This is a genomic window from Streptacidiphilus albus JL83, assembly GCF_000744705.1.
Lineage (GTDB): Bacteria > Actinomycetota > Actinomycetes > Streptomycetales > Streptomycetaceae > Streptacidiphilus > Streptacidiphilus albus.
Window position 1 is genome coordinate 9,599,530 of record NZ_JQML01000001.1, and the last position, 20,587, is coordinate 9,620,116.

Here is a 20,587-nt window from a genome sequence, read left to right on the forward strand (position 1 = left end):
AGAACTCATTGATCCGCAGGGAGGCCATAGCCCATGCCGTCGCACCAGCGTCCCGTCCCGCTCGACGAGTACCCCGTGCACCAGGTGCCGCTGTCCATGCGCCATGTCGCCACCGGTGACCGCAACGCCTACGACCGCTGCATCTTCCACGTCTTCGACCACGAGGGCCGGGCGCTGCTGATCACCGGCCTCGGCGTCTACCCCAACACCGGCGTGATCGACGCCTACGCCACCCTGCGCACGGGGGACCGGCTGCACGCGGTGCGGGCCTCGGACGCGCTCGGCGACGACCGGATGCAGCTGCGGGTCGGGCCGATCCGGATCGAGGTGGTGCAGCCGCTGTCGACCTTCCGGCTGATCTGCGAGGCCGCCCCGGACGATCCCGACGGGCTCAGCTTCGACCTGACCTGGCAGGGCGAGTTCCCCGCCGTCTGGGAGCCGCACCACGTGGCCAGGACCGGGGACCGGCTCACGCTGGAGGGCCGCCGCTTCGTCCAGGCCGGAGGACCGAGCGGCGCCATTCGCGCCGCCGGGGTCGAGCACACGGTCACCCCGGAGGGCTGGACCGGCACCCGCGACCGCAGTTGGGGCGTCCGCCCGATCCCCGGCGAGCAGCCCGGCCGCGCCGCCGAGGAGGAGCGGCCCGAGGGGTTCCACTGGATCTGGTGCCCGATCCGCTTCCGGGACCGCTTCGTGATGGTGGTGGTCCAGGAGGACCCGGACGGCTTCCGCACCCTGGGTGAGGCCCTGCTGGTCCACCCGGACGGGGCAGGGGGCGCCGACGGACGCCCGGACGAGCAGTTGGGCTGGCCGTACGTGGACATCGGCTACGCCTCCGGAACCCGCGACCCGCGCTCGGCGGTGCTGCACCTCACCGACTCCGCCCGCAAGCCGGTGGAGATCCACGCCGAGATGCTGACCGGCAGTCCGCTCGCCGTCGGCGCCGGCTATCCGCCCGCGCAGGACTGGCAGCACGGCACCTGGCAGGGGCGCGGCTGGAGCGACCGCCGGACCTACGACCTGACCGACCCCGCCGACCTCGGCCTGGCCGGCTACGGCGTCATCGACCACGCCGCGCGCTTCGTCCTGGACGGCGAGGTCGGCCACGGCATCTTCGAGCACGGCAGCTTCGGCCGGCACGACCCCAGCGGCTTCACCGACTACGGCTCGGTCGCCCCCTGAGCCTCCGTCACGGAGCTGCGGCCTCCGTCACGGAGCCCGCCGACCGCGACCGAGGTCGCCGACCGGAACGGAGCCGCCGACCGTCACCGAATGGGTGGCTGTCACCGAGGAACCGCAGAGACACGAGGAGGACAGCAGCCATGTCCACGGCCCCCCGTCCGCGCACCACCACCCGTGACCCCGCCGAACTGGAGCGCCGGCTGGCGGCCTGGGTCGCGGGCTGGCTGCCCGGCGCAGAGGTGCGCGGGCTCAGCGTTCCGCCGTCCAACGGCATGTCCAGCGAGACGGTCCTCTTCGACCTGCACCGGCCGGACGGCACGGTGCAGGGCTGCGTCCTCCGGCTCGCCGCCGACCCGGACGCCTACGCCGTCTTCCCCCGCTACGACATGGAGCGGCAGTACCGGACGATCGCGCTGGTGGCCGAGCACACCGAGGTGCCGGTGCCGCAGTTGCTCCGGCTGGAGACCGATCCGCTGCCGCTGGGCGCGCCCGGCTTCGTCATGGCCCGCGTCGACGGCCGGGTCCCGCCCGACGTCATGCCCTACACCTACGGCGGCAACTGGCTGTTCACGGCCACGGAGGCGGAACGGGTCGGACTGGAGCAGGCCACGGTCGAGGTGCTGGCCGCGCTGCACGCGGTCCCGGCCGAGGAGGCCGGCTTCCTCGCCCCGGAGGCGGCGGGGAAGACCGCGCTGCGCCGCCACGTCAACGACCAGCGCGGCTACTACGAGTGGGTGGTGCGGGGCCGCCCCGGCTCCCCGCTGATCGAGCGCGCCTTCGCCCGGCTGGACGAGCTGTGGCCGGAGGACGAGGGCCCGACCGTGCTGAGCTGGGGCGACGCCCGCGTGGGCAACATCGTCTACCAGGGCTTCGCCCCGGCCGCCGTGCTGGACTGGGAGATGGCCTCGCTCGGCCCGCGCGAACTCGACCTGGCCTGGCTGATCTTCCTGCACCGCTTCTTCCAGGACCTCACCGAGGGCTCGGGCCTGCCCGGACTCCCCGGCTTCCTGGAACGCGACCGGGTGGCCGAGCACTACGCCGCGTTGACCGGGCACACCCCGCGCGACCTGGACTTCTACACCCTCTACGCGGCCCTGCGGCACGCCGTGGTGATGCTTCGCATCGCCTACCGGCAGGTGCACTTCGGCGAGGCGTCGCTGCCGGAGGGGGCGACCGGGGCGGACGTGGACCGACTGATCATGCACGGCCCGACCCTGGAGGCGATGCTGGAGGGCCGCTACTGGAACCATCCGCAGCGCTCCGGCCTTTGAACGATCGTTCGGATAGACCGTCGACCGTCGACTGTGGGCGGCGTCTCAACGACGTCCACATCGGCACCGCCCGAGTGGGTGTGACCGTCCCGCCACTCGGGCCCGACAGGGCCCGTGCGAGCGCCAAGTCCCTTGGGGCGCCGTTGCTTTCAAATGACCACCAGTGTCATGCTTGCGTCAGCTCGCCCCTCTGGCGAGCACCTGCGCCACCACAGCACGCCCGGCCTGCGTACGCTTCCATCCGATCGCCGACAAGGACGTCATCATGCGCAGCAGTATCCCCGGCCTCAAAGCCCTCGTGCTCCCGGCAGCCATGGCTGTCGGCCTGTGCGGCCTGGCCACCGCCGGTCCGGCACAGGCCGAGGCGACGCACCGGGCGACGCACCAGGCGGTGCCGCTCCGGTCCGACGCGAGTAGCCCGAACCTGCTGACCGCAGGATCCTTCGAGCAGAGCACCGCCGGCTGGCAGAAGCTGATCTCCACGGGCGGGATCGTCAACTGGGCCAACTACAACACGGCGGCCGGCGCCCCGGCGCCGGCCTACGACGGCACCGGATACCTGGCCTTCAACACCAACATCGGCGGCGGCTCCGTCTTCCAGGACGTGGCGGTTCCCGTCGGCACCGGCGGGACGTACGAGGCCTCGGTGTTCCTCTCCTCGCAGTCCGGCCCCGCGACCGGCACCTTCTGCCTCTGGAGCCTGGGCAGCAGCAACACCGACCTCTGCAGCGCCTACAGCGTCAACTCCGGGACCGGCTACCAGAACTACGTGCTGGTCTTCGGCGTGCCGCAGGCGACCAGCACGCTGCGGTTCCAGGTCTACCCGACGGCGAACGGCGGGACCACCGACATGGACACCGCGAGCCTGACCCGGATCGGCTGACCCGTCGAGCGGCCGTGGTGCACCGCGCCACGGCCGCTCCCGGTGCGACCGGCCGGATGACGGCACCGCGCCGGCGCTGATGGACTGGCCGCACCGGGGAGCGCGGTCTCCCCAGGGGCAAGGCGACCCGTACCGGACGGGTCACCAGCGCACTGCGGTGAAGTCGATCGGTCGGGGCAGGAGCTGTTCGGTGTGCTTGGCCAGGTCCTGCAGCCGGCGGGTGAACTCCTCGGGCGGCAACTGCCTGCGGTCGCCGTGGCCGGGCAGCAGCCAGGCGAAGCGCAGCTGCGCAGCCGTGCGGGCCAGCGATGCGGCCAGTTCGCTGATGGAGTACCAGGTGACCGACTCGGCGACGACGATGTCGTCGGCGTCCCGGGACCAGTAGAAGCTGTCGCCGCTGAAACAGTAGGTGTCGTCGGCGAGATAGAGCACGCTGCCCTCGGTGTGGCCGGGCAGCGGGTGCGCGGTCACACCGTCGGCGATCTCGGTCGGCCCGGTGCCCCGGAGAATGCGGTCGGCGTCCGGGGCGGCGGCCAGGTCGCCCTCGTGGATCCACAGCCGGGCGCCGAACCGGTCGGCGTAGGCGCGGCCGTGTGCCGCGTGGTCGCGATGGGTGAGCAGCACGTCGGTGACCGGGCCGAGGGCGGAGAACCGCTCGGCCAGGGCGGAGCTCCAGCGCGGTGTGTCGACCATCATCAGATTGCCGGTGGGTCGGCGCAGCAGGTAGGAGTTGGCGCCGGCGGTGTGCGGCGAGTTGTGCCCGCAGAGGAGGACGTGCTCGGTGAGGCGCAGCGGGAAGGGATCGCGCGTCGGCTCCGGCGCGTGCGTGCCGTGCCGGATCGACCGGGTGTGGCAGGCGAACGCGGCGGCCTCCAGCGCGACCTCCTCCGCCTCGGTGCGCGGCTGGCGTACGACCGAGGACCGGCCGTCGACCTCGGCGATCAGCCCCGGCGCGAGCTGCCGGGCGACGTCGCAGTTGGTGCAGCGCTGGTCGACGTGCCAACTCGCGTCGGCCGTGGGCTCGTTCATGGCGGATCCCTCCGTGCGGACTGGTGCCGATCGACGCCTTACTGACTATCACGCACCGCGCCGGGGGATCAATCGAGAAATGCTGTTGACTTTGCCGGAAACCGTTGCTCTCGAAGGTCTCCTTCGTGTGCGGCCGGGAAAGCCGGAAATGTTGGACGGAGTGGATTTCCGTGCAGGTGGGCGGGCCCGTGGGCGGGTGGTGGCGGAGGGCGTCCACGGCGCCGCTGCGCCCTCACCGCACCGTTCCTGCAACGGCCTTGTGATCGCTCGGTGGAGCGGCCGAGCAGCATGGGGAGGGGCGGCCGGCGGACGATTTCCTGACCGGGGTCGATATCCGGCCGTTGTTCCAGGAGCCGGGGTGATCGTATTCCCGGTAGAAATCGACGGGAGTCAATCCTCGGTCGTGCCGGGCGATTTCTGGGGAGGGAGTCGGCGGGTGTGGCGAGGAATCGGTCGGGGCGGGCCGAGGGCCGCTCCGGCTCCGGGCGGCCGAGTTGCCGTCGATCGCCTGCGGCCGGGCAGTGGCGGCCGGGAGGGCGTGGTCAGGAGGGTCGGCGGTGCACGTGTTCGGCGCCGGGATCGTGTCGGCGATGTTGCGGGAGGGTTGCCTCCCGTAAAAAGGCTCTATAGCAGATGTTCTGACGATTGCCCAGAGTGCCGACCGCCTCTGGTGAAAGAGTGTCATAGATCACATGATTATCGGCGGTACTGGCGGGATATTCATGATGGGGTGAGCATGTCACCCACTGGAGGGGTGGCAGCAATCCCTGGCCACACCGTCCCTGCCACCGGCATGCCCACCGACTCATGAGAGGCGTATCCCGCATGAGAATGACCCGCCATCTGGCCGTCACGTCACTAGCTCTGAGCCTGGCGGTGACCGTGGCGGCCTGTAGCGGAAGCAGCGGTGGAAGCAGCGGCGCCATAGGCAACGGCAACTCGGGCAGCTCGGCTCCCCAGGGCCAGAAGCAGTCGGGCGGGACGGTCACCATCGCCGAGGTCGCGGCCTCGCCCAACTTCATCTTCCCGTTCAACCCGGCGACCAACACCGACGGCTACAACGTCAACCTCACCCAGGGGATGTGGCCCTACCTGGTGTACTCCGGGGACGGCGCCCAGTCCGTGGTCAATCCGACGGAGAGCCTCACCAGTTCGATCGTCTACGGCGACAACGACCAGCAGGTCACCATCACCCTCAAGGACTGGAACTGGTCGGACGGGCAACCGATCACCAGCCGTGACTTCGCCTTCGTCTACAACCTGCTGAAGGCCAACGCCTCCAACTGGTCCAACTACATACCCGGGTTGTTCCCGGACGACGTCGCGAAGGTGACCACCCCCGACGCCCACACCGTCGTCCTGGACCTCACCAAGTCGTACAACCCGAACTTCTTCACCGACGACGTGCTCAGCGAGATCCCGCTGCTGCCGCAGCACGCCTGGGACAAGACCTCCGACAGCGGGGCGGTCGGAAACGCCGACGAGACCACGGCCGGGGCCAAGGCGGTCTACGCCTACCTGCAGAAGGAAGGCGGCGACATGACCACCTTCGCCACCAACCCGCTGTGGAAGGTGGTTGACGGACCCTGGTCGCTCTCCGCGTTCCGCACCGACGGCTACTACAGCTACGTGCCCAACAAGAACTACTCCGGCCCGGACAAGCCGACGGTCTCCGAGGTCGTCGAGCAGCCGTTCACCACCGACACCGCCGAGTTGAACGTGCTGCGCTCGGGCAGCACCCTGGACATGGGCGGCCTGCCGCTGAACGACGTCAAGCAGGCGTCGGCGCTGGAGGCGGAGGGCTACGCGGTCGCCAACGTCCAGGTGCCCGGCGTCGCCGGGATCGTCCCCAACCTCTACAACGCCAAGGTCGGACCGCTGCTCCAGCAGCTCTACGTCCGCCAGGCGCTGGAGTACCTGATCAACCGACCGCAGATCGTCTCCAAGGTCTTCGGCGGCTACGCCGACCCCGGCAACGGACCGGTCCCGCTGCAGGCGACCGGCCCCTGGGCCTCGCCGCTGGAGAAGTCCGGCGGACCCTACCCGTACGACCCCGCCAAGGCCACCGCGCTGCTGTCGGCGCACGGCTGGAAGGTGGTCCCCAACGGCGAGACCGTCTGCCAGTCCCCGGGATCCGGCGCCACCGAGTGCGGGGCCGGGATCACCGCCGGTGAGCCGCTGACCTTCCAACTCGCCTACTCCTCCGGCAACGCGGCCAGCGACGAGGAGCAGGCGGCCATCCAGTCCTCGGAGGCGCAGGCCGGGATCACCGTCAACCTCAAGTCCGAGCCCTTCAACACCCTGATCGGCACCATGGGCTCCTGCACGGCCGCCGCGCACCCGGCCGCCACCTGCGGCTGGCAGCTGGTGGACTACGGCTACGACCCCTACCCGCTGTACCCGGCCGGCGACGGCTTCTTCAATGCCAACGGCAACAACAACTCCGGCGGCTACGACAGCCCGGAGATGGACCAGCTGATCAACGAGACCGAGTACGGCTCGCAGACCTCGGCCTTCTTCGCCTACGAGGACTACACCGCCGAGCAGCTGCCCTGGCTGTGGCTGCCGAACCAGGACAGCATCCTGGTCTACCGGAAGAACCTCCAGGGCGTCACCCCGCTCAACCCCTTCTCCGGCGGCCTGAACCCCGAAACCTGGTACTTCACCAAGTGAGAAGCTACCTTCTGCGGCGATGCGGCCAGGCGGTCGCGGTCGTCATCGGCGTCATGGTCCTCACCTTCGTCCTGCTCCACCTGGAGCCCGGCAGCGCGGCCCGTGCCACCCTCGGGGTGCGGGCCACGCCCGGCCGGATCGCCATCTTCAACAGCGTCAACGGGCTCGACCAACCGCTCTACCGGCAGTTCGTCACCTATGTGAAGCAGGTCTGCGAGGGCAACCTGGGTACCTCGTACTCGCTGCAGCAGCCGGTGTCGACGCTGATCGCCCAACGGGTGCCGCGCGACCTGGTGCTGGTCGGGATCTCGACGGTGTTCGCGCTGCTGATCGCCCTGCCGCTGGGCATCGGCCAGGCGGTGCGGCGCGGCGGCATCGGCGACACCGTGCTCACGGCGGTGGCGTTCGTGCTGTACTCCGTCCCCGACTTCTTCTTCGCGCTGCTGCTGATCTCCGTCTTCTGCGTCCAACTGCACCTGCTGCCGCCGGAGGCGCCGCAGGCGGTGTCCGTCAGCGGGATCCTCGCCGACCCACGGGCGCTGGTGCTGCCACTGGCGACCATGACCCTCGGCAGCGTCTCCGGGTACAGCCGCTACATGCGGTCCTCGGCGATCGACGCCCTGGCCCAGGACTACATCAGGGTGGTCCGGGCCAAGGGCCTGCCCGAGCGGCTGGTCCTGCTGCGGCACGTGCTGCGCAACTCGATGCTGCCGATCATCACCCTGCTCGGACTGTCGGCGCCGGGGATCGTGGCCGGCGCGGTGATCGCCGAAGAGGTCTTCAACTACCCCGGCATGGGGCTGCTCTTCTTCCAGGCGGCCACCAGCCACGACTACCCGATCCTGCTCGGCTCCACGCTGATCGTCGGCGTGGCCACCGTCGTCGGGAACCTGGTCGCCGACGTCGCCTACAGCCTCCTCGACCCACGGATCCGCTATGTCATCAGCTGACGCGGGAGCGGGCACCGCCGCGCTTCCGGAACCGCCCGAACGCTCCGAGCCGCCGGATCGCCCCGAAGGTCCCGCCGGCACCGCCGAGGCGGGCGTGCTCGCGGCCCGCACCGGCTCCGGGCGGCTGATCAGGCGCGCGCTGCTCGGCAACCGGGCCGCCGTCCTCGGCGCCCTGACGGTCCTCGTGATCGCCCTGTTCTGCTTCCTGGGCCCGCTGTTCTACCGGACCAACCAGGTCACCGTCCGGCTGGACCTCGCCGAACTGCCGCCCAGCGGCGCCCATCCGCTGGGCACCGACGCCTCCGGCTACGACGTGCTGGGGCGGCTGATGGAGGGCGGGCGCTCCTCGCTGGAGCTCGGCTTCGCCGTCGCCGTCGCCACGACCGTGCTCGGCGCGCTCTACGGGGCGTTCGCCGGACTGGTCGGCGGCATCGTGGACTCGCTGATGATGCGGATCATCGACACCTTCCTCGCCGTCCCCGGCCTGGTGCTGCTGCTGATCCTGGTGAACCTGTTCACCCCGAACCTGTGGCTGATCATCATCCTGCTCTCGCTGCTCTCCTGGATCGGAGTGGCGCGACTGGTGCGCGGCGAGGTGCTCACCCTGCGCACCCGGGACTTCGTGCTGGCGTCGACCATGATGGGCGCCACCCGGTGGCGGGTGGTGGTCAGGCACCTGTTGCCGAACGCCTTCGGCGTGATCGTCGTCAGCGCCACCTTCACCATCGCCGACGCCATCCTCACCCTGTCGACACTGAGCTTCCTCGGACTCGGCCTGCCGCCGCCCCACGCCGACTGGGGCACCATGCTGTCGGACGGGCTCAACTACCTCTTCGACGGCTACTGGTGGCTGGTGTACCCGCCCGCGATCATCCTGATCGTGACGGTGGTGGCGTTCAACCTGATCGGCGACGCCGTCCACAATGCCCTGGACGTCCGCCTGAGCAACAACTGAGTGAGAACTGACGGGAACTGACGAGACGACATGGCACCCCTCCTTGAGGTCAACCACCTCAGCACCCACATCCGGACCGGCCGCCAGCGGGTGGTCCGGGCGGTCGACGACGTCTCCTTCCACCTGGAGGCCGGCGAGACCCTGGGCCTGGTCGGCGAGTCCGGCTGCGGAAAGTCCATGACCGGGCTCTCGCTGCTGGGCCTGCTGCCTCCCGGGGGGGAGCTGCTCGAAGGCTCGTCGGTGGTGCTCGCCGGGCGCGAGCTGGTCGGCCTGCCGCAGCGCGAGCTGCGGGCGGTGCGCGGCAACGAGATCGCGATGGTCTTCCAGGACCCGATGAGCTCACTCGACCCGACCAAGACCATCGGCCACCAGGTCGCCGAACCGGTGCTGCTGCACCGGGGTTGCAGTCGCAGCGAGGCCATGAACCGCGCGGCCGAGGTGCTCGGGCTGGTCGGCCTGCCTCGGCCGGCCGAGCGGCTGAAGGACTATCCGCACCAGCTCTCCGGCGGTCTGCGCCAGCGGGTGATGATCGCCATGGCGCTCGCCAACGAGCCCAAGGTGCTGATCGCGGACGAGCCGACCACGGCGCTGGACGTCACCATCCAGGCGCAGATCCTCACCCTGCTCGCCGACCTCAAGGACCGGCTCGGCATGGCGATGATCCTGATCACCCACGACATGGGCATCATGGCCGGCCACGCCGACCGGATCAACGTCATGTACGCCGGACGCATCGCCGAGAGCACCGGCACCGACGAGCTGTTCGGCGCGATGCGCCATCCCTACACCCAGGGCCTGCTGGCGGCCACGCCCACGCTCGCCTCGGACCGGACCCGGAGGCTCTACACCGTGCCCGGCCTGCCGCCGGACCTCGCCGCCCCGCCCCGGGGCTGCCGGTTCGCCGAGCGCTGCGCCTATGCCACGGACCGCTGCCGCCAGGAGGAGCCGCCACTGGCCGGGCCGGAGCAGCACTTGTTCGCCTGCTGGCATCCGACGGACGGCCCGCTGCCCCCGACCGGCGCGGAGCCGGTGCGGACGGAAGCGGTGCCGACGGAAGCGGTGCCGACGGGAGCGGTACCGACGGAGCCGGTGTCGGTGGAGCTGGTGAAGTCCACGGGTGTCGAGCGGCCGGCCGCGACCGAAGCGGCCCCTGTCGCCCGGCCGTTGTTGGAGGTCCGCGACCTGGTCAAGGAGTTCGTCGTCGGCCGGTCCGGGTTCCTGGGCCGCGATCGGCTCGCCGTCCAGGCCGTCTCGGGGGTGTCGCTGACCCTGGGCCAGGGCGAGACCTTCGGTCTGGTCGGCGAGTCGGGGTGCGGCAAGAGCACCCTCGGCCGCATGATCGTCGGCCTGGAGCGGCCCACCTCCGGCAAGGTCACCCTGGACGGCATCGACATCAGCGACCTGCGCGGCCGCGAACTCCGCCGACACCGCCAGGACCTGCAGATGATGTTCCAGGACCCGTTCGCCTCGCTCGACCCCAGGATGCGGGTCAGCAGCACCCTCCTCGAACCGCTGCAGATCCAGGGCATCGGCACCGCCAAGCAGCGGCTGAACCGGGCCGCCGAGCTGCTCGCCGAGGTCGGACTGCCGGAGAGCGCCCTGGACCGGTTCCCGCACGAGTTCTCCGGCGGCCAGCGGCAGCGCATCGGCCTCGCCCGCGCGCTCACGCTGACCCCGAAGGTGATCATCGCCGACGAGCCGGTCTCCGCGCTGGACGTGTCGATCCGTGCGCAAGTGCTCAATCTGATGAAGCGGCTGCAGGCGGCCCACGGGCTGTCGTACGTGGTCATCTCGCACGACCTGGCGGTGATCACCTACCTGGCCGACCGGATCGGCGTGATGTACCTGGGCCGACTGGTCGAGGTCGGCAGCGGCGAGGACATCCACCGGCGCACCGTGCACCCCTATACGGCGGGCCTGCTGGAGGCCGTCCCGGTGCCGGAGCCCGCGGTGGAACGCGCCAAGCGCGGCGGCGGACTCCGCGGCGAGCTGCCGAGCCCGATCGACCCGCCCTCGGGCTGCCGCTTCCGCACCCGCTGCCCACTGGCGCAGCTCCGCTGCGCGGAGGAGGAGCCGGTGCTGCGCGCCTTCGGCCCCGGCCATGTCGCCGCCTGCCACTTCCCGCTGCAGGAGCCGCTCCCCGAGGTCCCGGCTCCGGTCCCGGCTCCGGCATCGGCTGCGGTGCCCGGTCCGGCCTGACCTGGCTCGGTGTCCAGTACTCAGGAAATTCTTGCCGTATAGGCGACTTTTCCATTGCGGCAAAATGCGCTACGGTTGCTGGCATGACGCAGGAGGACGGCGCCCGGATCGGGCTGCGGGAGCGCAAGAAGCGGGAGACCCGCGTCTCGCTGAGCCAGGCCACGATTCGGCTGTGCGTCGAACGCGGCTGGGACAACGTGACGGTGGAGTCCATCGCCGAAGCCGCGGACGTGTCCGTGCGCACCTTCCGCAACTACTTCTCCAGCAAGGGCGAGGCGATCGCCGCCGGCCACCTGGAGCGGATGCTGCGGATCGCGGACACGCTGCGCGGCCGCCCGGCCGCCGAGCCGCTGTGGGACTCGGTCGTCCACGCGGTACTGGCCCAGTTCGCGCCGGGCGGCGAGTCGGCCGCGGGCCCCGCTCCCGACCAGCGCTGGCGGGACGGGCTCCGGCTGATGCTGGCCGAACCGGCGCTGCAGGGCGAGGTCGCCAGGGCGAACGCGGCCGCCCAAGAGGCGCTGGCCGAGGCGGTCGCCGCGCGCACCGGCGCCGACGCGGCCCACGACATCCACCCGAAGCTGGTCGCCGCGGTGATCGGCGCGGGCAGCGCGGTGGCCGTGGAGCACTGCATGGGTGGCGAGCCGCCCGCCCCGCTCGCCCCCGTGCTGCGCGAGGTCTTCGCCCGGCTCGCCGCCGGACTGCCCACGCCCTAGGAACCTCGCGTCATCCGACCCGGCCCGGCTGTCGCCGGGCCGGGTCCTCACTCGCCACGCAGTTCCTCGATGACCGGGGCGAACTCCTTCATGACGGGCTCCATCACGGTGAGGTAGCTGAATCCGTACCGCTCCCGCTGCGCCCGCAGTTGGTCGGCGATCTGCCGGACCGTTCCGATCAGGATGACCGGCAGCTCAAGGGACTCCTCCTCGGTCAGGTGCGGGACGTTGGCGAGGGACGGCTGCAGGGCGGCCCGGCGGTCGCCGGTGACGGCGACCATGCTGATCAGGAGGTTGAGCTCGGCCGGCTCGGCACGGTCGGCGGCGAAGCGCCGGTAGGCGGCGACGCGCTCCTCCAACTGGGCTGCCGTGATCACGCGCGGCATGCCGTTCGGGTCGTCAGGGTCCGAGCGCGCGCCGGTGAACGCGGCGATCTCGGCGTGCTGGGCGGCCAGCTTCAGCACGCGGTCGCCGTTGCCGCCGACCAGCAGCGGCGGCCGGGGGCGTTGCAGCGGCCGGGGCGCGAAGTCGTCCGAGCCGTAGCGGCGGTCCAACTCCTCGATCGTGTGCCGGAGATGGTCCACCCGCCGGCCGGGCGTGCCGAAGGGCAGGCCCGCCGCGTCGTGCTCCGCCTTCACATAGCCGGTGCCGAGCCCCAGTTCGAGGCGGCCGCCGGTGAGCTGGTCCGTGGTGGCGACCTCGCGGGCCAGCAGCGTCGGGTTCCAGAAGCCGGCGTTGAGCGTGATCGTGCCGAGCCGGGGGCGCTCGGTGGCCTCGGCTGCGGCGACCAGGGCGGGGAAGGGTGCGGGCATGCCCAGATGGTCGGCGACCGTGATCACGTCATAGCCCAGCGCCTCCGCCGTGCGGCACTTCTCGCGCCACTGGGCACCGGCCTCCGAGGTGATCAGATTGACGCCGAAACGGAACGGGCGGGCCATGAGCACTCCTTACGCGTAGCCGGCGTGGCGGCGACCCACCGTCGTCCCATTGGCGGGTGCCAAGCGTCAGTCCATCACCCAGGCACGTCACACGTCGAGAGCGCCTCGCCGTCGTCGCCTACAGCGCCGGGTTCGGGGTGGCCAGGGCCGGGAGCAGTACGGCCCCGGGGAGGGCGGCGAGGGCCCAGCCGGGCAGGACCAGTTTGCCCCGGCGCCGACCGCTGCCCACCAGCACGAACGGGACCTCCGGCACCGCCGCGTCGATCAGCAGCGGCCAGGCGGCGGGGAGGCCGACCGGGGTGATGCCGCCGTACTCCATCCCGGACTCCGCCACAGCGGTCTCCAACGGCGCGAAGGACGCCTTCCGGGCGTCCAACTGCTTGCGGACGGCGGTGTTGACGTCCACCCGGGTCCCCGCCAGGGCGAGGCAGGCGGCCAGGGTGGTGGTCCCGCCGCGCTTCGCCGCGACCACCACGCAGTTGGCGGAGACGTCGAGCGGGACGTCGTAGGCGGCGGAGAAGACAGCGGTGTCGGCCTTCTCCGGATCCGTGTCCACGTACAGCACCGACTCCGCCGCCCGCGCGTCCCAGTTCTTCAGCGCGTCGGCCACCGGACCGACCAGCTGCTCCGGGATCTCCACCGCCCGCCGCACGGTGGCGAAGTTCCCGAACGGTGCCTGCACGTGCTCGCCCATGCGGTGCACCCTACCGCCGGGGCCTCCCCGCCGACGGGGAGGCCCGCCCGCCGGAGCGGACCACCTCAGCCGGCGGCGCGGTCGGACACCGGACGCCGCCGCAGGGCGGAGTCGGACAGCGCCGGGGACTGCCAGGCGCTGTCCGGGTGGTAGACATCGGTGCCGGGCGGCACGATCTCGTCGATCCGGTCGAGGGTCGCGTCGTCGAGGGTGAGCGCGGCGCCCTTCAGCAGGGCCTCCAGCTGCTCCATCGTCCGGGGCCCGGTGATCACCGAGGTGACGGCGGGATGGGCCACGGTGAACGCCACGGCCAGTTCCGGCAGCGAGCAGCCGATGCTGTCCGCGAGCTCGGCCAACTGCTCGACGACCTCCAGCTTGGCGGCGTTCGCCGGGAGCGTGGGATCGAAGCGGGCCGGGGCGAGCGCGGCCCGTCCGACCGAGAGGTCCGTCGGCCGCCCCTTGCGGTAACGCCCGGTCAGGAAGCCGAAGGCGAGCGGGCTCCAGGTGAGCACTCCCATCCCGTAGCGCCGGCAGACCGGCAGCACCGAGGCCTCGATCCCGCGCGCGAGGATCGAGTACGGCGGCTGCTCGGTGCGGAAGCGCTGCAGTCCCCGGCGCTCGGACACGTGCTGCGCCTCGACGATCTCCTCGGCCGGAAAGGTCGAGCAGCCGAAGGCGCGGATCTTGCCCTGGCTCACCAGGTCGCTCAGGGCGGACAGGGTCTCCTCGATGTCCGTCGTGTGGTCCGGACGGTGGACCTGGTAGAGGTCGATCCAGTCGGTCCGCAGCCGCTTCAGGCTCTCCTCCACGGCCTTGACGATCCAGCGCCGCGAATTGCCGCCCCGGTTGCGGCCCTCGCCCATCGGGAAGTGGACCTTGGTGGCGAGCACGACGTCGTCGCGCCGGCCCTGGAGCGCCTCGCCGACGATGACCTCGGACTCGCCGCCGGAGTACATGTCCGCCGTGTCGACGAAGTTGACGCCCTGGTCGAGCGCCGCGTGGATGATCCGGACGCAGTCCTCGTGGTCCGGGTTGCCGACCGCGCCGAACATCATCGTCCCGAGGCAGTGCGTGCTCACCTCGATGCCGGTGCCGCCGAGAGTGCGATAGCGCATGGTCGAGCTCCTTTGCCTGGCGTGCGGAGGTCCGCTGACCTCGCTGCGCACTCTAGGAGTTGGAGTGGACTAGAGGTCAAGGGGCCTCGGCCGGGCGGAACGGGGCGGGAGGGGAAGCGGTCGCAGTTGCTCACCCGCCACCTGGCGAACCCGCGCTGCGGCTGCGGCTGCTGCGCAGCGTCAGCCGGCGCGGCTAGGGCTCGATCACGGCCCAGGCGTGGCACTCCTGCCGACTGCTGTCGGTGCCGACTGAGGCGACACGATAGGCGGCGACGGCCCGGAGCACCTCCCGGTCCGGTTCCAGGCCCGCGCCGTGACCGACTATCAGGACGACGACCTGTCGTCCCTTGTCGCCGAGGTGGACGCTGACCTTGCGGGCGCCGGCCGCGATGACGCCCTCGGTGAGCGTGCTGACGATCGCGTCGAGCTGGGCCCGGCGCTCGACGGTGAGCCGGTGCTCCCACTTGGCGAGGCGTCCGGCGATCTCACCGCAGACCTTCCGGACCGCCCACGGCCGGAGTTCGGCCAGGGTCCAGCTGCCGCAGCGCCGGCCGGCGAAGGTCAGCGGTACCGGAGCGCGGTCGGGGACCGGCGGGGACGCCGGGCGCTTGGGCGGGGGCGGGGTCTTCGGCGGGTAGTCAGGGAGCCGTCCTGCGGCCGGGATGAGCGTCGCCACGACTGCCTCCGGGGGTGCGGGTGCAACCACGGTAGCGATCCGCGCGGCTGCGGGGTAGGAAGTCACCCGAACGTGGGACGCGGTCGCGCTCCGCTCCACCGCCCGGATGCCGACCCCGAAGCCGTGGGCGGGAGGCCGGACGGGTGAAACACCGTCGGATCGGCTCGTGGCGGCCGAACCGGTGGGCAGCGGTCGGATGAACTGACCGATATGCGTATCCCCTTCAGGACCGGGCGTATCGTCTCGGTACTCGCCCTGCTATCGGGCTCACTCCTGGGCAGCGGCGTGCTGGCGCCACCGGCCCAGGCCGCCATCTCCTTCAGCAAGACCGTGGACAAGGCGATCGCGTCCCCGGGGGAGAACGTCACCTACACCCTTCGCTACACCTGCTCGGTCACCGAGTGCGCCGACGGGGAGATCACCGACGCCCTGCCGCCGAACATGGAGTTCGTCGGCTGGACGCCCGACCCCTCGTCCGTGGACCAGGACGCCTCCACCGTGCCCGCCGAGGGCACGATGGGCGGCGCCATGGACATCAAGCTCAAGACGCTGAGCCCGGGCACCACCGCCACCATCACCGTGGTGATGAAGTACCCGAACTTCACCACCCCCAACGGCGCGGACTCCACCAACTCCGCCACGATGACCGTCACCGGTGAGCCCCCGCAGACCGCGACCGCCGACACCAGGGCCACGGTGGAGCCGGAGTACACGGTCACCAAGGGCATCCAGGCCACCAGCAGCGACGGGCGCACCGTCACCTACCAGTTCAGCGCCTGCGCCACCGACAATGTGCCCAACGTCGACCTGGACACCAGTCGGCTGCTGGACACCCTGCCGGCGGGCGCCGTGGTGGACGCCGGCCGCTCGCCCGGATGGAGCCAGGTCGCGCCCGGTCCCAACACCTGGGGCTACGACATCGGCGAATTCCGCTCCGGCAACGGCCACGGCGGCTGCCGGATCCCGGGCGTGCTGGTGGTCCACTACCCGGAGGCCGCCTTCCCGAACGGGACGACCTCCGACAACTCCGTCGACCTGTACGGAGACCCGATCGGGCCGGACACCGAGCAGAAGCTGGGCACCGCCGGCACCACCACCGGCCAGTTCCAGCCGCCGGCCACCGGTGTGGCGGTGACGGCCAGCAAGGTGTGGCGCGACCGCGTCACCTCCGGCGACCTCAACAGCTTCAGCCTGTCCGCGACGAACACCGCAGGCCCGGCCACCAGCCTGACCATGACCGACCCGGGCGTGGGCACCACCGGCAGCCTCTACAACTGGCTCTTCCCGCAGTCCATCCAGCTGGAGCCGTGGAACCCGACCGGTATCGCGCTGACCCTGCGGTACCGCCTCAACGGCGACCCCACCTGGCACACCTTCACCCCGTCCAACGCCCTCGACGGCTCCTCCAACCGGCGGATCAGCTTCGCCCAGGGGGCGGGCAACCCGGCCGACGACGTCATCGGCATCCCGGCCGGACGATGGATCGACGGCTTCGAGTTCTCCTGGAACGGGCCCATCCCGACCGGCTGGAGCCCCGGCAACTCGGTGCAGCTGATCACCCAGGTGGTCACCCCCGGCCACGACGGTCGCACCGCCCCCGACCCGCTGACCAACTGCGTGGACACCACCGCCGGCGACGGCAGCACCCACGCCGCCGCCAACGCCTGCGCCAGCACCACGGTCACCGCCGCGACCAACCTCGGCGCGGTCAAGACCACCGTGGCCGGCCAGGTGACCACGCCCGGCGGCAAGGCGACCTTCCAGGTCATCCCGTACAACCGCAGCGGGCGCGACCTGAGCCGTCCGCTGGTGCTGTACGACGTGCTCCCGGCGGGCGTCCTCTACATCGAGGGCTCGGCCCGCCCCGACCCGAGCTACCCCGAGGCCAAGGCGCCCGCCTCGGTCACGGTCGCCCCCGGCCCCGACGGCCGTCAGATCGTCAGGATGGAGTGGCCCCCCGGCGCGCCCGACATGACGTACCTGCACGACCAGCTGGCCTACCGGATGCTCTTCGACGTCGAGGTCGCCAGCAGCCTGCACTCCGGTGAGCTGACCAACGACGTCTATGTCAGCGTCGACCGGCCGACCGCACCGGTCACCTGCATGTTCAACGGCTCCGACAGCGGCAGCGCCCCGGACGCGCTGGACCTCAACGGCGACGGCGACACCAGCGAGACCATGTGCCACGCCTCCTCCCATCTGCAGGTCAACGCACCGTCGGCGCTGCGCTCCTACAAGGAGGTCAAGGGCGACCTGGACGCCGACTACTCCAGCATGGGCACGGCCACCCCGGGCGGCAGCATCTCCTACCGGATGACGGTCCGCAACGACTCCCCGGAGCCGGTCACGGACTTCATCGCCTACGACAGGCTGCCGACCCCCGGCGACACCTACGTGCTCACCCAGGACGCGCCGCGCGGCAGCGCCTGGACCCCGTCCCTGAGCGAGCCGATCACCAGCAGCGACCCGAACGTGGTGATCGAGTACACCACCGTCCCCAACCCGTGCGTGAACACCGTCCTGGTCACGCGCAGGCGCTGCGACAGCAACGCCGGCTGGAGCACCACCTTCCCCAGTCCGGGCACGGCCACCTGGTTCCGGGTCCGCCGTCCGGGAACCCTGGCCCCCGGCGAGTCCTTCACCCTGACCTGGCCGATGGTCGCCTCCTTCGACGCGCCCGCTGACGAGTACGCCTGGAACAGCTTCGCCTTCACCGCCACCGACGCCGCCGGCCACCAGCTGCTGCCCGCTGAGCCCGCCAAGGTCGGGGTCGCGATCAAGCGCATCGCCCCGTCCGACAACGCGGTGGGCGACTTCGTCTGGCAGGACCGGGACGGCTCCGGCATCCAGCGGCCCGGTGACCCCGGCATCGCCGGCGTCACGGTGCAGCTGCTGGACGGCAACGGCCAGCCCGTTCGCGACAAGGACGGCAAGCCGGTCACCACGGTGACCGACCGCAACGGCCGCTACCTCTTCGAGAACCTGCCCGACGGCAGCTACGCGGTCCGGTTCGAGCTGTCCACCCTGCCCAAGGGAGCCACCGTCACCAAGCGCGGTGCGGGCACCGACCCGGCCAAGAACTCGGACGCCGACCCGGCCACCGGCATCACCCAGACCGTCCACCTCAGCGGCGGCCGGCGCTACCTCGACCTGGACATGGGCGTGATCCTGGAGGAGCCCACCCCGACGCCGACCCCCACGCCCACGCCCACGCCCACCGTGACCCCGACGCCGCACCCGACCGGCAGCCGGACCGGCGCGCCCTCGCCGAACGGCGGCGGCTCGCTGCCCGACACCGGCGGCGGCCTGCCCGGGCCGATGTTCGCGGCGCTCAGCGGGAGCACGGTCCTCCTCGGCCTGGCCATCTGCGCGGTGACCTACCGCCGGCGCCCGGGACGGCACAGCTGACGCATCGCTGACGCATCGCTGATCCGGGGCCGACCGGTGGCACCGCCCGAGAGCGGCGCCACCGGTCGCTGTCGTCACCGGGGGTCCGGCTCGGCGGGGCCATTCGCGGAGTGGTGGCAGTAATTTCAGCCTGGCTGTCTTTTCTGCCACTGCCGCCGGGCGCCCCGCCCTGAAAGGCTGGCGATCATCTGCACACCATCCCGAAAGCTGGGCCCCGATGACCGCACGCCACCCCGCCTCCGACACCACCGCACTGTCGTCACAGGCCGCCCAGGTCCTGCGGACACTGGCTCTGGACGAGGACCTGAAGGCGCGCATCCCGCAGGACCCGGCCGTCGGCCCGCTGGTCCGCAAGGTCGCCCGGCGTTACGTCGCCGGGGAGAGCCTGACCGAGGCGCTGGAACGGGCGAAGGGCATCCTCGCCACCGGCCACCGGGTGAACGTCGAGTACCTGGGTGAGAGCTGCCGCGACCCACAGCGCGCCACCGAGGAGACCGAGGTCTTCCTGGAGGCCGCCCGACTGCTGCCGCCCGACTGCTCGATCTCCCTCGACCTCTCCCACATCGGCCTCGCCGTCGACGAGGAACTCGCCCTGGCCAACGCCACCCGCCTCGCGCGGGCCACCGCGGGTGCCGGCCGAGAGATGATCATCTCCGCCGAGGGTTCCGACCGAACCGACGCCGTGCTGGCCGCGCACCGCGCCCTGTGCGAATCGTTCGACCACGTGGGCGTCACCGTCCAGGCCCGGTTGCACCGCACCGGCGAGGACCTGCGGCGACTCCTCGCGCTCCCCGGTCGCATCCGCCTGGTCAAGGGCGCCTTCCTCGAACCCGAGACCATCGCCTACCGGCGCGAGGACCCCGCCCTCGCCACCGCCTACCTCGACCACGCGGAGCGGCTGGCGGACTCCGGACATCTCTGTTCCTTCGCCACCCACGACTGGGATCTGATCCACCGCATCGACCGCCACCTGGGCGGGAAGTCGCCCGAGACCGTCCCCTGGGAGTTCGAGACCCTCCTCGGGCTGGGCCCCGACCGGCTGGACGCCATGGCCGAGCGGGGCCACCCCACCCGCGAGTACGTCGTATTTGGCACCGAATGGTGGCTCTACGTCTGCAACAGGATCGCCGAGGACCCCCAGCGGCTGCTCCAGGCCCTCGTCGACGCCGCTTCCTGACCACCCGCCAGGTCGGGACCGGCGGCGCCCGGCAGCTGTTCCATCAGCGCGGCGGCCACGGAGTTCGACGACCGGGGCGGTCCGGTGCGCGACGCTGGGGACCGATCCGGACCAGGTCGTCCACGAGCTGCTCGGCCAGGCGCTGGCGCTCAACCTGACCCTCCAGCTGCACCGCGACCGCGCCGCGCCGGCGCGCACCCGGCGCGCGACGGGCCGGCTGCTCGGCCACCCCGTCGCAGCGGCGGACGCCGAGCCAGCCGACGCCGTCGCGGGCTGAGCAGCCCGCCGCCGCTGGACCTCAGTGGACGCAGAGGCAGAACGGATGGCCGGCCGGGTCCGCGTAGACCCGCCAGTTGGCCTCCGGGCGGATCAGGTCCGTCCGTTCCAGCAGGGTCGCGCCGAGGGCGAGCGCCCGCTTCTCCTCCCCGTCGAGGTCGTCCACGTCGAAGTCCAGGTGGAACTGCTGCGGGTGCTGCTGGCCGGGCCACTGCGGCGGCCGGTAGCCGTCCACCCGCTGGCAGGCCAGCGGCGTGCCCTCGAACCCGTGCACCTCGATCCAGTCGGGGTCGTCCGGGTCCCGGACCACCCGGCCGCCCAGGAGACCGGCGTAGAACTCCGCGAGCTGGACCGGATCGGGGCAGTCCAGCGCGACCGCCTGCAGCTTTCGAATCACTTTCGACACCCTTCGTTCCTCCGCCGCCTCCGCGGCGCCTCCGTACGGGAG

16 protein-coding genes are annotated in these 20,587 nt (G+C 71.5%); 10 read left to right on the forward strand and 6 right to left on the reverse strand.

Going from position 1 to position 20,587, the window contains the following annotated elements:
• Positions 1-33: 33 nt before the first annotated feature.
• The 3 genes from BS75_RS41630 (at position 34) to BS75_RS41640 (ending at position 3,336) form a co-directional block, all read left to right on the forward strand.
• Positions 34-1,182 carry a hypothetical protein gene (locus BS75_RS41630; RefSeq protein ID WP_034091917.1) on the forward strand — a complete coding sequence of 383 codons (1,149 nt, stop codon included), beginning with the start codon at positions 34-36 and terminating at the stop codon, positions 1,180-1,182.
• A 140-nt stretch (positions 1,183-1,322) separates the two neighbouring features.
• Positions 1,323-2,453: a phosphotransferase family protein gene (locus BS75_RS41635; protein WP_034091918.1), complete on the forward strand. Its 1,131-nt coding sequence runs from the start codon at positions 1,323-1,325 to the stop codon at positions 2,451-2,453.
• Between the two features lie 265 nt (positions 2,454-2,718).
• Complete coding sequence (locus BS75_RS41640) at positions 2,719-3,336, forward strand: hypothetical protein (RefSeq protein WP_042437912.1); 618 nt, start codon at positions 2,719-2,721, stop codon at positions 3,334-3,336.
• Positions 3,337-3,477: 141 nt separating this feature from the next.
• Here the strand turns inward: BS75_RS41640 and BS75_RS41645 are convergent, their stop codons facing one another.
• Entirely contained in the window at positions 3,478-4,365 is an 888-nt protein-coding gene (locus BS75_RS41645; RefSeq protein WP_034091920.1) for an MBL fold metallo-hydrolase, read from the reverse strand.
• Positions 4,366-5,190: 825 nt separating this feature from the next.
• Between BS75_RS41645 and BS75_RS41650 the strand changes: the two genes are divergently transcribed.
• The 5 genes from BS75_RS41650 to BS75_RS41670 all read left to right on the forward strand — a co-directional run bounded on the left by BS75_RS41650 (position 5,191) and on the right by BS75_RS41670 (position 11,855).
• The gene (locus BS75_RS41650) at positions 5,191-7,038 is read left to right on the forward strand and encodes a peptide ABC transporter substrate-binding protein (protein ID WP_160312257.1); all 1,848 of its coding nucleotides are present in this window, start codon (positions 5,191-5,193) and stop codon (positions 7,036-7,038) included.
• Positions 7,035-7,988: an ABC transporter permease gene (locus BS75_RS41655; RefSeq protein ID WP_034091922.1), complete on the forward strand. Its 954-nt coding sequence runs from the start codon at positions 7,035-7,037 to the stop codon at positions 7,986-7,988. Before BS75_RS41650 ends, BS75_RS41655 begins: the two co-directional genes overlap by 4 nt.
• Positions 7,975-8,943 carry an ABC transporter permease gene (locus tag BS75_RS41660; protein WP_081983127.1) on the forward strand — a complete coding sequence of 323 codons (969 nt, stop codon included), beginning with the start codon at positions 7,975-7,977 and terminating at the stop codon, positions 8,941-8,943. The genes BS75_RS41655 and BS75_RS41660 overlap by 14 nt, the downstream gene beginning before the upstream one ends.
• A 30-nt stretch (positions 8,944-8,973) precedes the next feature.
• Positions 8,974-11,142: a dipeptide ABC transporter ATP-binding protein gene (locus BS75_RS51780; RefSeq protein ID WP_042437910.1), complete on the forward strand. Its 2,169-nt coding sequence runs from the start codon at positions 8,974-8,976 to the stop codon at positions 11,140-11,142.
• 83 nt (positions 11,143-11,225) lie between these two features.
• Entirely contained in the window at positions 11,226-11,855 is a 630-nt protein-coding gene (locus BS75_RS41670) for an acyl-CoA-like ligand-binding transcription factor (protein WP_034091923.1), read from the forward strand.
• 47 nt (positions 11,856-11,902) lie between these two features.
• Here BS75_RS41670 and BS75_RS41675 read toward each other — a convergent pair whose 3' ends face one another.
• The 4 genes from BS75_RS41675 to BS75_RS41690 all read right to left on the reverse strand — a co-directional run bounded on the left by BS75_RS41675 (position 11,903) and on the right by BS75_RS41690 (position 15,278).
• Positions 11,903-12,793 (reverse strand): LLM class F420-dependent oxidoreductase, encoded by an 891-nt coding sequence (locus BS75_RS41675; protein WP_034091924.1) that lies wholly within the window; start codon positions 12,791-12,793, stop codon positions 11,903-11,905.
• Positions 12,794-12,911: 118 nt separating this feature from the next.
• The gene (locus BS75_RS41680) at positions 12,912-13,487 is read right to left on the reverse strand and encodes a YbaK/EbsC family protein (RefSeq protein ID WP_034091925.1); all 576 of its coding nucleotides are present in this window, start codon (positions 13,485-13,487) and stop codon (positions 12,912-12,914) included.
• A 65-nt stretch (positions 13,488-13,552) separates the two neighbouring features.
• On the reverse strand, positions 13,553-14,602 hold the full coding sequence (locus BS75_RS41685) for an aldo/keto reductase (protein WP_034091926.1): 1,050 nt from the start codon (positions 14,600-14,602) through the stop codon (positions 13,553-13,555).
• Positions 14,603-14,795: 193 nt separating this feature from the next.
• Positions 14,796-15,278, reverse strand: a complete 483-nt coding sequence (locus BS75_RS41690) for a hypothetical protein (protein ID WP_052070438.1) — start codon at positions 15,276-15,278, stop codon at positions 14,796-14,798.
• Between the two features lie 210 nt (positions 15,279-15,488).
• Between BS75_RS41690 and BS75_RS41695 the strand changes: the two genes are divergently transcribed.
• Both BS75_RS41695 and BS75_RS41700 read left to right on the forward strand, forming a co-directional pair.
• A complete protein-coding gene (locus BS75_RS41695) occupies positions 15,489-18,686 on the forward strand; it encodes an SdrD B-like domain-containing protein (RefSeq protein ID WP_034091927.1) in 3,198 nt (1,065 codons plus the stop codon).
• Between the two features lie 217 nt (positions 18,687-18,903).
• On the forward strand, positions 18,904-19,863 hold the full coding sequence (locus BS75_RS41700) for a proline dehydrogenase family protein (protein ID WP_034091928.1): 960 nt from the start codon (positions 18,904-18,906) through the stop codon (positions 19,861-19,863).
• A 298-nt stretch (positions 19,864-20,161) separates the two neighbouring features.
• On the opposite strand, the gene BS75_RS41705 is transcribed toward BS75_RS41700, so the two are convergent.
• Positions 20,162-20,536, reverse strand: a complete 375-nt coding sequence (locus BS75_RS41705) for a VOC family protein (protein ID WP_034091929.1) — start codon at positions 20,534-20,536, stop codon at positions 20,162-20,164.
• Positions 20,537-20,587 lie beyond the last annotated feature (51 nt).